This window comes from Ruegeria sp. BI11, from assembly GCF_056538005.1.
Map to the genome: position 1 here is coordinate 34,689 of NZ_JBQFSM010000012.1, position 13,575 is coordinate 48,263.

Below are 13,575 nucleotides of genomic sequence, written 5' to 3' on the forward strand. Positions count from 1 at the left end.
TCAACCGACGAACCGCGCCGCAATATCCCCTGACATATAGCTGACCCGCCCGCCAGCCAACGTGGCGGCAACGCGGTGGGTTTTAGCATCCAGGATCACCAGATCAGCGCGTTGGCCGGGGGTCAGCGTGCCCCGATCCTGCAACCCAAGAACGCGGGCCGGGCCGGATGACACCAGCGCCCAGGCCCCTGCCAAATCCACCAATCCGGACTTGGCCACCATCAGTGCCGCACGGCGCGGGCTGGGGTAGTGGTAATCCGAGGCCAGCGCGTCACAATACCCCATCGTAATCAGATCCAACGCGCTGACATTGCCTTTGTGCGATCCACCGCGCACCACATTGGGCGACCCTAGAATGATAAAGTCTCCGGCGGCGCGCGCGGCCTCGGCCGCTTCGAGCGTTTCGGGGAATTCCGAGATCTGCGCCCCGCGCGCGCGCCAATCAGCGCGGATTTGTGCGGTGGCGTCGTCATGGCTGCCCATGCGCACACGCTGAGAGTCCAAAGCCGCACACAGCGTGTCCAGCGCCTTAGGTACTTCACTGCGGCGGGCATGCATGGACAGCAGCATTTCAAAATGCGTGTCCGGGTTGCGTCCGGCTTTCAGCGCCTGCCCGGTCAAACGCGGCGGTTTGCGCCCTTCTGCAAGACGATCATGTGGCAGGTGGTCGTTGAACACCACATAGGGCACCTGCCAATCCGCGATACGTTTGGGCAAGTCCGCATAATCATCCAGCATATGCGTTTCAAATCGCAGCTGGGGCATCAGGTCAGTCACGACGCGATCCTTGACCGAGGCTATGGCACCAAACACCTGATCCGCGAATTCCGGGCCACGCACCCCACCTTCCCAACTGTGGAACTGGGCCAGGACGGCAGTGGTGATACCATTGGCGGCCAATTCCGCTTCTACTGAGAGAATACCCTCGTCCATCTGTTTCATCGCCCCGCGACGGGGCGCGATGTGGCGTTCGAACCCATCCCCGTGCAGGTCAATAATACCGGGTAGAACAAGATATCCGGAAAGGTCGATCTGCCGCCCGGTTTGATCGGTTTGAATGACGCCGTCCGCGAGGGACAGATCGGCAGGCACAAGGCCATCCTCCGGCAACAGCACCTCTGCGCCGGTCAGGGTCAGGTTCAATGCGGTCATTGCGTGGGCTCCGACTCGGGTTCCGAGCAATCCTGCCCGATACAGATTTCGTTGATGATATCCATCACTCCATCCAACCAGGTGATCTGGGGATCGAACTGGCCGAATTCGATGAAATGCAGCGCCTGCGCCATGACCCGAGGGTTGTTCATCATGAAGGTATGGGTCACTGGCAGGACGATGTGATCCGCCATGCCTTCGACCTTTGTGGTCTCGACGGAGACTTTTCCGTCGTCCTTGCCGTCGATCAGCGAGGAAAACAATGGATTCAACGAGTTCTCACCGGCGATAACGCCCACTTCAAAATCAACAGGCGGCAGTTGACGAGGAATGCCTTCGGGGCCAGTGCCCAAGGCCAGCCCGGCGGGGCCGTGCAGCATGCCGAACACCTCATATGCGCCCAATTCGTCAACCAATTGACTGCCCTGATTGGGCGGGCCGAGCATGACAACGCGGCCCAGATTTTCCGGGTGATTGTCCTGCAGCCAATAGCGCAGCAGGATGCCGCCCATCGAATGCGCCACCACATTCACAGTATCGTCACCACAGGCCGCGAAGGCGTCCGGAAGCGTCTGATCAGCCAGTTCCGGGATCGGCAGATCTGTCGAAGGGTAACCCGGTCGAACAACGGTGTATCCTTGCGCCTGGAAGAGTTGCTCCATCACGGTGAAGGACGCCTCGGTCCGCGCCAGACCATGCAACAACACCACGCATTTTGCCTGGGCCATGGCAGGAAGAAAGAACAAAAACAAGGCGAACAGATATCTCATAGCCGCCAGATAAGGGTTAAGTGGTTGCGTTGAAACCCCTAGCGCGGCTTCAGGCGCAAGACGGCCAGCGCGATGCCGCCTAAAACCAGCGCCGTACCAAGGATCAGGCGCAGGCTTGCGACCTCTCCCAACAGAATAACCCCGCCCAGGATGGCGATGATTGGCACGCTCAATTGCACCACTGCCGCTGTGCTTGGCGCCAGTTGGGGCAAAACGCGATACCACAGCGCATAGCCCAACCCCGAGGTGACGCCCCCGGAAAGAGCCGCCAGCAAATAGCCAGAGCCGTTCATTTGCCATTCCCCTGCAACCAGAACCAACGCCAACGCGGTGACCGGCAGAGCAACGACGAAATTAGCCGCAGTCCCAGAAAGGGCGTCTGATTCAGATCGCCCAACCAGCGAATATATCGCCCAGCCGACCCCTGCGGCTGTCATCAAAACTGCGCCGCTAGGGTCGACTTGCACCGTACCGGATGGCCACAGCACACAGGCCAAACCCACTAGCGCGATGGCCGCCCCGGCCACTTGTCGAGCGGTCGGAGCACTCCCGGTCACCGATGTCACCGCGAACATCGTGATCTGCACAACACCAAACAGGATCAACGCCCCGAGCCCGGCATCCAGCGTCAAATAGGCGACGGAAAACCCGATCATATACAGCGACAGTGAGCCCGCCCCAGCAATCCTGCGTCGATTGCGCAACGGCAGATGCCCTGATCTGAGCCAGACCAGAATGGTAAGCACCATGGCCCCGGACAGCACGCGAACAATGGCAAACCCGGCAGGGTCGCTGGCACCGCTGTCGATGGCCAGACGGTTCAGGATCGAGTTCGCCGCAAAAGCGCACATGGTAAGGGTAGTGAGCAGAAACAATCTCATATCAATCGCATAGCGGTTTCGTGGGCGCTTGCATACTCACCTGCCCTGTAAAACGAAACGGGGCCGCCCGAAGGCGACCCCGTTCTTATTTCTCTGTGCGGCCCCCTTCGGCAGCTTGGCCTGTAGGCCAAGCGCCTGTCGGGATCGTCAGAATTCGCAAAAGCGAATTCGACGTCTTACATCATGCCGCCCATGCCGCCCATGTCGGGCATGCCGCCGCCAGGTGCCGCGCCTTCTTTGGCAGGCTTGTCGGCAACCATCGCTTCGGTGGTGACCAGCAGACCAGCAACCGATGCCGCATCTTCCAGAGCGGTACGGACAACCTTGGCTGGGTCGATCACGCCGAACGAGAACATGTCGCCATATTCTTCGGTTTGCGCGTTGAAACCGAATGCTGCGTCGGCGGATTCGCGGACTTTGCCCGCGACAACCGCACCGTCAACACCTGCGTTCTCGGCGATCTGGCGCAGCGGCGCTTCGATTGCCTTACGAACGATGTTGATACCAGCGTTCTGGTCAGCGTTTGCGCCTTCCAGAGTTTCCAGTGCTTTGCCGGCCTGAACCAGAGCAACACCACCGCCCACAACAACGCCTTCCTGAACAGCAGCGCGAGTTGCGTTCAGAGCATCGTCCACACGGTCTTTACGCTCTTTCACTTCAACTTCGGTCATGCCGCCGACGCGGATAACAGCAACACCGCCTGCCAGTTTGGCAACGCGCTCTTGCAGCTTCTCACGGTCGTAGTCCGACGAGGTTTCTTCGATCTGAGTGCGGATCTGAGCAACACGTGCTTCGATCTCGGCTTTCTCGCCAGCACCGTCAACGATGGTGGTTTCGTCTTTGGTGATTTCAATTTTCTTGGCGGTGCCCAGCATGTCCATGGTGACGGACTCGAGCTTCATGCCCAGATCTTCGCTGATGACCTGACCGCCGGTCAGGATTGCGATGTCCTGCAGCATGGCTTTACGGCGATCGCCGAAGCCCGGTGCTTTGACAGCAGCAATTTTCAGGCCACCGCGCAGTTTGTTAACAACCAGAGTTGCCAGCGCTTCGCCTTCAACGTCTTCCGCGATGATCAGCAGCGGCTTTTGCGACTGGATCACTTGTTCCAGCAGCGGAACCATCGGCTGCAGCGAGGACAGTTTCTTTTCGTGCAGCAGGATCATGCAGTCGTCGAGGTCTGCGATCATCTTGTCCGCGTTGGTGACGAAGTAAGGCGACAGGTAGCCACGGTCGAACTGCATACCTTCGACAACATCGGTCTCGGTTTCCAGACCTTTGTTTTCTTCGACGGTGATAACGCCTTCGTTACCAACTTTCTGCATCGCGTCTGCGATCTGCTGGCCGATTTCAGCTTCGCCGTTGGCCGAGATGGTGCCAACCTGAGCAACTTCTGCAGAGTCTTTAACTTCGCGCGAGGCGTCTTTGATGCCTTCAACAACCTTGGCAGTTGCCAGGTCAATGCCGCGCTTCAGGTCCATCGGGTTAAGGCCCGCTGCAACCTGCTTCAGACCTTCGCGAACGATGGCTTGGGCCAGAACGGTCGCGGTTGTGGTGCCGTCGCCGGCTTCGTCATTGGTGCGGCTGGCGACTTCTTTCACCATCTGCGCGCCCATGTTTTCGAACTTGTCTTCCAGTTCGATTTCCTTGGCAACCGATACACCGTCTTTGGTGATGCGCGGCGCGCCGAAGGATTTGTCCAGAACCACGTTGCGGCCTTTGGGGCCCAGGGTCACTTTGACAGCGTCGGCCAGGATGTTCACACCTGCCAGCATACGGTTACGGGCATCGGTGTCGAACTTGACGTCCTTAGCAGCCATATTGTTTCTCCTTGAGAAATAAGTTGAGAATGAAGATCAGAGAAAGTGCGCGGCTTACTCGATGATCCCCATGATGTCGCTTTCTTTCATCATCAGCAGCTCTTCGCCGTTGACCTGAACCTCGGTGCCCGACCATTTACCGAACAGGATCTTGTCACCAGCGGATACAGCCATCGCGATCAGCTCGCCGCTGTCCTTGCGTGCGCCTTCGCCAGTTGCAACGACTTCGCCTTCGCTGGGCTTTTCTTTTGCGCTGTCAGGAATGATCAGGCCGCCTGCGGTTTTCTCTTCGCTTTCGGTACGGCGAACCAACACGCGGTCATGAAGCGGTTTCAATGCCATCTTTGCAGCTCCTTGGGCTCAAAGTTTGTTTATCCTCCCCTCACCGGACGGTGAGGCGTTAGCACTCGGAGTGTGTGAGTGATAACGACGCATAGCTAGGGAGTTAAAAACCCCGAGTCAACAAGCCGTGAAGTATTTTTTGCAAACGAGCGTTCAGTCAGGCTGTTCCCAGCTGTAAGCCCAGTGTTTCAGACCGTCCTGCCCGGCATTAGTCAGGTTGTAGACGCCCTTTTCAACCTTGTCGAACCAACCATAGTGATTGTCGCGCATCAGGCGAGTGGCCTGAGGGACGCCGGTTGCGTTGGCTACTTCAGAACCCTTTGTCGCCCCACATTCCGCCAGATGCGCCGCGCATTTCAAGGCGTCCTGACGATAGGCCGTGACGATCCCGTGCCGTGTGGCACCGCCTTCGTTGGGGTCGCCTTCTAGCCGGTCGAATTCACGCAGTAGGCGAGCTGTTTTAGGCTTGCTCTTGCGCGGTGCATATGGGCCCGGATCGCATTGCACCTCAACCGTACCATCGGCGCGCACGGTAATCAGCCCCAACCCCAGACGTCGGCACAGTGCCAGATTGTCTTTCAGGGCCCGTCGTGCACTACGGCCCTTGGGCTTGCACACGCCGATGTAGACTTGATCCGTCACTTTCAACCGCGTGATGGCTTGATGGAACAACGTCAGCGAAAACCGGAGCTTAAGCTCAACGATCACCGGCTCATTCCCATCCCGCACGGCCACGATATCGGCTGCGCCGACCTCGCCTTTGACAGTATAGCCCTGACGCTCTAACAGCGCCTTGATAGGGGGATAGAGATCCTGCTCGCGGTCCATGGTCGTATGCTAAGTGATTTGCTGCGGAAAGCCAGCCCGCGCAGCAAGCCGATCTACCTTGCACCCTAAGGCACGCCGGGGCAAGCTGCGCCGAAGAGATGCCACCGGGAAGACACGAATGCGCCTGCTGCTGTTTTTGATTTGTCTGCTGCTGCCCGCCACGGTTCAGGCTGCCTGCGAAGGTCGCGACTTGCGCGCTGAGCTGAGCCCCACCGCACAGGCTGAACTGGACCAGACACTAGCCAATGTCCCTTACCCGGAAGGCAACCACTGGATCGCAACCAAGGACGACACAGTTCTACATCTGATCGGAACCATGCACGCCAACGACCCGCGCATGGATGCGGTGGTTGCACGCCTGACGCCAACTCTCAGTAAGGCCGACGCCTTTTATTTCGAAGTCACTCAGGATGAAATGAAGGCTTGGGAAAAGAAGCTCGCCAATGACCCAAGCCCTGTCCTGATCACGTCCGGCCCCACCCTTATTGATCTGATACCCGAGGAAGACTGGGCCGCCCTTTCCGTAAACCTGGCTGAACGCGGCATACCCGGCTGGATGGGGGCAAAAATGCGCCCCTGGTTTCTAAGCATGATGCTGAGCATCCCGCCATGCATGGTGCAAGACCCAGACGCCGATAACGGGATGGATGCGCGCTTGAACAGGCTGGCGGTTGACCTGGACATCCCTCAGCACTCTCTAGAGCGGATAGAAGATCTGATGGCAATGTTCGACAGGCATCCGATCGAAAAGCAAGCGCAATCCCTGGCCCGCATGGCTGATGCCTTTGAAGGCAGCGAAGATCAACTGGTCACTATGGCAAATGCCTATCTCGAGGAACAACACGGCCAGGTTATGCAACTGGCCCGCATCATAGGACGCGATGCCTCAGGCTTGCCACCTGAGGTATTCGACGAAGAATGGAATACGTTCGAACAGCAACTGCTGGTCGAGCGCAACAACAATTGGATGCGGCACATTCTGGACATTCAGGATCAGACCGCGGTGATCGCTGTAGGCGCTGGCCATCTAAGTGGCACGCACGGGTTGCTGAACCAATTGCATCAAGCCGGATATACCCTGACCCGCGCGCCTTTCTGAATGCACACGACAAAAGTCAGACCAACCGTCGCAGCGGGGATTCTGCCGGGTGACAACCCCGGCAGACCGACCTATAAGGCGCGCAAAATATCATCCTCAGGACGCTGACATGACAACCCTTGTATTTGGCCATAAATCTCCCGACACCGACTCGACAGGCTCGCCGATCCTGTGGTCGTGGTACCTGAACGAAGTTAAAGGCGAACAGGCCGAGCCCGTTCTGCTGGGCGAGCCCAACACCGAAGCAGCGTTCATGCTGCAACGCTGGGACCTGCCCAAGCCGCGCATCATCGATGGCGTCGAAGCAGACGTGCCGGTTGTCATCGTCGACACCAACAACCCGGCCGAACTGCCCGCTAGCGTCAACAGCGCCGACATCCGCGCCATCATTGACCACCACAAGCTGGTCGGCGGGCTGGAAACCAAAGGCCCGATCGACATCACTGTGCGCCCGCTGGCCTGTACCGCGACCATCATGATTGACCTGATGGGCGACGACGCGGCCAAGCTGCCCGACGCCATCAAAGGCGCAGCACTGACCTGCATCCTTTCGGACACGCTGGAGTTCCGGTCGCCCACCACCACGCCGCACGACCGTGAAGTGGCCGAGAAGCTGGCCGCTGAGCTGGGTCTGGACGTGTCAGCCTATGCCGCCGACATGTTTGCGGCCAAATCGGATGTGTCGTCCTTCTCGGACGCCGAACTGATCCGCATGGACAGCAAGGAATACGAAGTCGACGGCACCAAGTTCCGCGTCTCGGTTCTGGAAACCACCGCACCGGGCGTTGTGCTGGACCGCAAGGCGAGCCTTGCTGACTCGATGGTCGACGTTGCCAAGGAAGACGGCGTTGATCAGGTTCTGCTGTTCGTAGTCGACATCCTGAACGAAGAAGCCACCCTGCTGGTGCCGAACGATCTGGTCAAAGGCGTGGCCGAGAAAAGCTTTGGAGCATCGGTCGACGGCGATGCCGTAGTTCTACCGGGTGTCATGAGCCGCAAAAAGCAGATCATTCCGAACCTCAAAGTCTGATTTTCGGAACAGTCCAAGGAAAAGGCGTCCCACGTGGGCGCCTTTTTTCATTGAGATGGAGGATTTGCGCAATCTGCTTCCGTTGCTACTCTGGTTAGCAAGTAAGTAGCGGATCAGGTCCCACGTATGAGTACGCGCAAGTTCAGCACCACCCGGGACATCCTGCGGTTTGAAGGCAAGGACAAGGCCGCCTATTGGCGACGCTTTGCTATGCTGCTGACTCTGTCGGTAGTGATCGCCACGATGGGTATGCTGCGCGATTCCGGCGCGGTGGTGATTGCCGCGATGCTGGTGGCTCCGCTGATGACCCCCATTCTAGGCGTGGCGGCGGCCATGGTCATGGGCTGGCTGGGACGCGCATTCAATCTTGCCCTGATTGTCTGCGGCGCGGCCATCCTTTGCGTGCTGCTGGCGTGGCTCCTGGTCTATGTCGCCGATGTCCCGCGCGGGATCCTGATCCCTGATCAGGTTCTGGCACGGACTGACCCCGGAACTGAGGACCTGATCGTCGCCCTGGCCGCGGGCGTTGCCGGAGCTTACGTGCAGATCAACCGATCCGAGGCTAGTTTGCTGCCCGGCGCAGCCATAGGCGTGTCGCTTGTGCCGCCTCTGTCAGCTTCGGGTGTTCTGCTGTATTTCGGCGAACCCAGTGAGGCTTATGAGGCCGGGTTGTTATTCGCCACAAACCTTGGCGCGATCATCCTGTCTGCCTGCGCGGTTTACATCGTGTACGCTGCTCGCTCGATGGTCTTCAGCAAGGGTCGTCGGAAACTGAATTTTACGGCCAGCGTGACTGTAACACTGGCTTTTCTGGCCCTTGTCGTTCTGCAATTGGGTAAATCCACCTATAACCGCTATCTCGAAACCCGAACCGAGGCAGAGGTCGCGCAGGCCATCCGTGATTGGGCCGATCCGGTTTCGGTCGAGGTCATCCGCATCGACGTGAACGCCAAACGCAAACAGGCGGATATCTGGCTGATCGTGGACCTGCCGATCGAGGCGGCGTACAAAATCTCTTCGGCTGTGGGATTGCTGCCGGAAAGCCTGCGTGAAACACCTCTGGTCGATGTCCTGCAGGATCAGTTGGGCCCGGGCTATTTGGTTGTGGTGCGGTTCCAGAACAGGATTGGAGCACAGATCATTCTGGGCACCGACGCAGTCCAACAAGCGCCAGATATCGAGGAAATCAGCGAAGAAAACTGACCGGCACAGCCATATAGCGACGGCAATTGGCATTGCGGGATGGTCAAAACCTGTCAGCTTTGCGATAGCTGACGCAACTTTGCATTCAACTCGCCCGAGGCCCTCAATGACCCAGATCATCCACGCCCTGTCCGACATTTCCGACCGTTATAAAGCGCTGTTCGTTGACCTTTGGGGCTGTGTCCATAACGGCATCACCGCCTTCCCCGATGCCGTCACCGCCCTGCAGGCCTATCGCGCGAAGGGGGGGATTGTCGTGCTGGTGACGAACTCTCCGAAACCTCGTGCGGGCGTGGCCCAGCAACTGGTGCAATTTAACGTCCCCGCAGATGCCTATGACACCATCGCTACCAGCGGTGACTCGGCGCGGTCGGCGATGTTCCGAGGCGCAGTTGGGGAAAAAGTCTATTTCATGGGCGAATGGCAGCGCGATGCTGGGTTCTTTGAGCCGCTGAAAATCCTGCATCACCCGATCCAAATCGAACGGGTCCCGCTGGATGAGGCCGAGGGGATCGTATGCTGCGGCCCGTTTGATCCGTTGGCGGACCCCTCAGTCAACCGCGCGGATTTCCTCTTTGCCAAGCAAAAAGGCATGATGCTGCTATGTGCCAACCCCGATATCGTGGTCGACCGGGGCGAGGTGCGGGAATGGTGTGCCGGGGCGCTGGCCAAGCTGTATACCGAGATGGGGGGCGAAAGTCTCTACTTCGGCAAGCCCCACCCGCCGATCTATGATCTGGCCCGCCGCAGGCTGCAAGAGTTGGGTCACGACATCCCCGACGGTGACATTCTGGTGATCGGCGACGGCCCCCACACCGACATTCTGGGTGGCATGGGAGAAGGGATTGATTCTCTATTCATCTCGGGTGGATTGGCCGCTGCAGAAACAAAAACTGAGCACCATCCGCACCATGAATCGCTAACCGATTACATCGCAAGGGAAAATATAAATCCCACCTATACAATCGGTCGCCTGAGATAAGAAGAAAAGGCTTGATTTTCTGCGCTTGCGAAGTAATAAAGTTGCCGAACACGGGCAACATTGATCTTTTTGTTGCTCAATGGATGCAAGTGAGGGCGACATGTTGGACAATCTTCCGCGCGGCACGATCTGTATTGAAGACATCGAAATGGGTATGACCCGTCACCTGCGCAAAGTGGTGACCGATGAAGATATCGAGATGTTTGCGCAGGTCTCGACTGATCGGAATCCGGTACATCTGGACGATGACTATGCCCGCGATACGATTTTCGAAGGCCGGATCGCGCACGGTATGCTGACGGCGGGCCTGATCTCGGCCGTAATTGGTGAGCAACTGCCCGGTCACGGCACGGTTTATATGGGCCAGTCACTCAAATTCCTGGCCCCCGTCCGCCCCGGCGACATGGTGTATGCCGAGGTCAAGGTAATCGACATCGACTTTTCCAAGCGTCGGGTGAAACTGGATTGCCACTGCGCCGTGGATGGCAAAAAGGTGTTGATTGGCGAAGCGATGGTTCTGGCGCCATCCCGCAAGTTCGATTGACTTAAGCTGAACTAGAAAAGGGCGTCGCGTTGACGCCCTAACCTCTAGTTACAGTGAAAAGGATCTTTTCCTGCGTGGTAACATTTGCGCAGGGGAGAATCCCGACGACAACCGCCACCGCGCTGCATCTTCATTGAATTAGAGACCAAGATGTAGAATGGTGAAATTTGGCTACGTTGTCAGCGAGCAAACTAAACACGAGAGAAGCATCAACTTTTTTTCTGCGTAGTATCCACCTTAAACTAAGGTTTGTTGGTGAAGTTTAGCATTCTCCTATTGAATTGAAGACTGAGATTGTGTTCTGCAATGCCGAAGGTGATTAGCACAACCACTGAATGGACGCACAATGCACGCCCCTCCGCACGCGGCCAAACTAGCAGATGCGACGTATCGGGACCGGGTCAGACAATTTGCGACCGGCCATTGATGAGCTAACCACAATCATACGCTTGAACCCGCCACGCAGTCCCGCTAGGCAAGCGCTATGCGCATCATCCGGGATTTCCAGTTCATCGAGCCTCAGGACCGCGGCGCCAGCGTGGCGATCGGGAATTTTGACGGCGTCCATGTCGGCCACCAGTCGGTGATCGAACTGGCCCGCAATGCTGCGCCGGATGCGCCCCTTGGCGTGTTGACCTTTGAGCCTCACCCTCGTGAGTATTTCGCGCCCGACGCCCCGCCCTTTCGGCTTATGCGCGGCAATGCCCGCGCGCACCGGTTGGAAAAACTGGGGGTCAAAAAGCTGTACGAACTACCCTTCAATGCCGCCCTGGCCGGGCTGACCCCGGAAGAGTTCGCGCGCAACGTGATCTGCGACGGGTTGGGCCTGTCGCATGTGGTTGTCGGGGCCGATTTCTGTTTCGGCAAAGGGCGAAGCGGTTCGGCTGACGATATGGTTCGGTTTGGGCACCAGATGGGTTTCGGCGTAACCATAGCGCCGCTTATGGAACGGTCCGAGAATGTCGTGTCGTCCACCGCGATCCGCACCGCCCTGACCGAAGGCCGCCCCCGCAATGCGGCCACAATGTTGGGCCATTGGCACCGGATCGAAGGTGAAGTGATCGGCGGTGAACAGCGCGGGCGCGAGCTGGGCTTTCCCACCGCCAATATGTCTATCGAAGGGCTGCACCCACCGAAATTCGGCGTTTACGCCGTGCTGGTCGATGTTTTGGACGGCCCGCATCAAGGCAGTTATCACGGCGCAGCCTCGGTTGGAACGCGTCCGATGTTTAACGGCGAAGTACCCAATATTGAAACTTTCCTGTTCGATTTCTCAGGTGACCTCTATGGCTCGACCTTGTCGGTCGGACTGGTCGAGTACCTGCGCCCCGAGATGACCTTTGACGGGTTGAATGGACTGATCGCCCAGATGGACGCTGACTGCGACAAGGCTCGCGCAGTATTGGCGGTGCTATGACCGCCGACCCGATTGATCGCAACGGTCTTTCCCCCCGGTTCTGGGAACGCAAACCTCTGACCAAGATGAACCAGCAGGAATGGGAGGCGCTGTGCGACGGCTGTGGCAAGTGCTGTCTGAACAAGCTGGAAGATGAAGATACCGGCGAGGTTGCCCTGACTTGCGTCGCCTGCCGCCTGCTGGATGACGAAACCTGCCGCTGCACCCAGTACGACATCCGCCACCAATTCGTGCCGGAATGTATCGTCATGAAGCCCGACAATATCGACGATCACGCCTATTGGCTGCCGCAGACCTGCGCCTATCGGCTGCTGTGGGAAGGGAAACCTCTTTACGACTGGCACCCTTTGATATCTGGTACGCCGGACAGCGTGCACGCCGCCGGGGTCTCGGTTCAGGGGCGCATAGTATCCGAGTTCGAAACGCCCATCGAAGAATGGGAAGACTATATTATCGAGGAGCCCAACTGATGTATTTCGCTTCTGACAATTCCGGCCCGGTTCACCCTCAGGTCATGGCCGCGTTGAATGAAGCAAATCAGGGCTTTCAGATGGCCTACGGGGCCGACACGCTGATGAACGAGGTGCGCGATCGTATTCGCGGCATCTTCGAAGCGCCCGGCGCGGCGGTATATTTAGTGGCCACCGGGACGGCGGCTAATGTGCTGGCGCTCTCAACACTGGCAAAGCCGTGGGAGACGATTTTCTGCTCCCCCGTCGCTCATATCCACGAGGATGAGTGCAACGCCCCTGAATTCTACAGCGGTGCCAAGCTGACGCTGGTGCCCGGCGAAGACAAGATGGAACCCGACGACCTGCGCCGGTCCATTCTGGCCGAGGAAACCCGCGGCGTGCACGGCCCCCAGCGCGGGCCAGTGTCGATCACACAGGTGACAGAGCGCGGCTCGGTTTATTCACTGGCGGAATTGCGGGCACTATGTGGCGTGGCGAAGGAATACGATCTGCCCGTCCATCTCGACGGCGCGCGTTTCACCAATGCATTAGTGGCGCTGAATTGTTCTCCGGCCGAGATGACGTGGAAAGCGGGCGTAGACGCGGTCAGCTTTGGCGGCACCAAAAACGGGTTGATGGGGGTCGAGGCAGTTGTCTTTTTCGACGAATCCAAAGCCTGGGAGTTCGAACTGCGGCGCAAGCGCGGGGCGCATCTGTTCTCGAAACATCGGTATCTTTCCGCTCAGATGGCAGCGTATCTGCAGGACGATTTGTGGCTGACCTTAGCGCGTCAGGCCAATGCCAATTGCGCCCGGCTGGCCGACGGCTTGCGCGCCAAGGGCGCGACGTTCCTGCATGAGCCGCAAGCCAACATGATTTTCGCCCAGTTTTCCCGCGCCCAGCACAAGCAACTGCATGGGGCCGGGGCGGTTTATCACCTGTGGGGTGCCGAACTAGACGGGGCGGATGACCAAGAGACCCTCGCCTGCCGTCTGGTCTGCGACTGGGCAATCAGCAACGACGAGATCGACCGGTTCCTCGACCTGCTTTAACGG

Annotated in this window: 14 protein-coding genes; 8 read left to right on the plus strand and 6 right to left on the minus strand. The window is 58.4% G+C overall.

Annotated elements, in window-relative coordinates; all coding sequences use genetic code 11:
* The 6 genes from ACR0DT_RS20355 to ACR0DT_RS20380 form a co-directional block, all read right to left on the minus strand.
* Positions 1-1,152, minus strand: coding sequence for an alpha-D-ribose 1-methylphosphonate 5-triphosphate diphosphatase (locus ACR0DT_RS20355; RefSeq protein WP_480712510.1), 1,152 nt, complete (start codon positions 1,150-1,152; stop codon positions 1-3).
* Positions 1,149-1,922, minus strand: coding sequence for an alpha/beta fold hydrolase (locus tag ACR0DT_RS20360; protein ID WP_480712511.1), 774 nt, complete (start codon positions 1,920-1,922; stop codon positions 1,149-1,151). Before ACR0DT_RS20360 ends, ACR0DT_RS20355 begins: the two co-directional genes overlap by 4 nt.
* A gap of 38 nt (positions 1,923-1,960) precedes the next feature.
* Positions 1,961-2,803 (minus strand): DMT family transporter, encoded by an 843-nt coding sequence (locus ACR0DT_RS20365; protein ID WP_480712512.1) that lies wholly within the window; start codon positions 2,801-2,803, stop codon positions 1,961-1,963.
* A gap of 176 nt (positions 2,804-2,979) precedes the next feature.
* Positions 2,980-4,623 (minus strand): chaperonin GroEL, encoded by a 1,644-nt coding sequence (groL, locus tag ACR0DT_RS20370; RefSeq protein WP_480712513.1) that lies wholly within the window; start codon positions 4,621-4,623, stop codon positions 2,980-2,982.
* A gap of 54 nt (positions 4,624-4,677) precedes the next feature.
* Entirely contained in the window at positions 4,678-4,965 is a 288-nt protein-coding gene (locus tag ACR0DT_RS20375) for a co-chaperone GroES (RefSeq protein ID WP_366551348.1), read from the minus strand.
* A gap of 153 nt (positions 4,966-5,118) precedes the next feature.
* Positions 5,119-5,793, minus strand: coding sequence for a DUF2161 domain-containing phosphodiesterase (locus tag ACR0DT_RS20380; protein ID WP_480712514.1), 675 nt, complete (start codon positions 5,791-5,793; stop codon positions 5,119-5,121).
* 118 nt (positions 5,794-5,911) lie between these two features.
* On the opposite strand from ACR0DT_RS20380, the gene ACR0DT_RS20385 reads away from it, so the two are divergent.
* The 8 genes from ACR0DT_RS20385 to ACR0DT_RS20420 all read left to right on the plus strand — a co-directional run bounded on the left by ACR0DT_RS20385 (position 5,912) and on the right by ACR0DT_RS20420 (position 13,572).
* Positions 5,912-6,892: a TraB/GumN family protein gene (locus ACR0DT_RS20385; RefSeq protein WP_480712515.1), complete on the plus strand. Its 981-nt coding sequence runs from the start codon at positions 5,912-5,914 to the stop codon at positions 6,890-6,892.
* A gap of 109 nt (positions 6,893-7,001) precedes the next feature.
* The gene (locus ACR0DT_RS20390; protein WP_480712516.1) at positions 7,002-7,922 is read left to right on the plus strand and encodes a manganese-dependent inorganic pyrophosphatase; all 921 of its coding nucleotides are present in this window, start codon (positions 7,002-7,004) and stop codon (positions 7,920-7,922) included.
* Positions 7,923-8,048: 126 nt separating this feature from the next.
* A complete protein-coding gene (locus tag ACR0DT_RS20395; protein ID WP_480712517.1) occupies positions 8,049-9,125 on the plus strand; it encodes a DUF389 domain-containing protein in 1,077 nt (358 codons plus the stop codon).
* Between the two features lie 106 nt (positions 9,126-9,231).
* Positions 9,232-10,107: a TIGR01459 family HAD-type hydrolase gene (locus ACR0DT_RS20400; protein ID WP_480712518.1), complete on the plus strand. Its 876-nt coding sequence runs from the start codon at positions 9,232-9,234 to the stop codon at positions 10,105-10,107.
* Between the two features lie 100 nt (positions 10,108-10,207).
* Positions 10,208-10,651, plus strand: a complete 444-nt coding sequence (locus tag ACR0DT_RS20405; RefSeq protein WP_170495882.1) for a MaoC family dehydratase — start codon at positions 10,208-10,210, stop codon at positions 10,649-10,651.
* A gap of 484 nt (positions 10,652-11,135) precedes the next feature.
* A complete protein-coding gene (locus ACR0DT_RS20410; RefSeq protein ID WP_480712519.1) occupies positions 11,136-12,068 on the plus strand; it encodes a bifunctional riboflavin kinase/FAD synthetase in 933 nt (310 codons plus the stop codon).
* The gene (locus tag ACR0DT_RS20415; RefSeq protein WP_480712520.1) at positions 12,065-12,538 is read left to right on the plus strand and encodes a YcgN family cysteine cluster protein; all 474 of its coding nucleotides are present in this window, start codon (positions 12,065-12,067) and stop codon (positions 12,536-12,538) included. Before ACR0DT_RS20410 ends, ACR0DT_RS20415 begins: the two co-directional genes overlap by 4 nt.
* Positions 12,538-13,572, plus strand: coding sequence for a threonine aldolase family protein (locus tag ACR0DT_RS20420; RefSeq protein ID WP_480712521.1), 1,035 nt, complete (start codon positions 12,538-12,540; stop codon positions 13,570-13,572). Before ACR0DT_RS20415 ends, ACR0DT_RS20420 begins: the two co-directional genes overlap by 1 nt.
* The last annotated feature ends 3 nt before the right edge of the window (positions 13,573-13,575 follow it).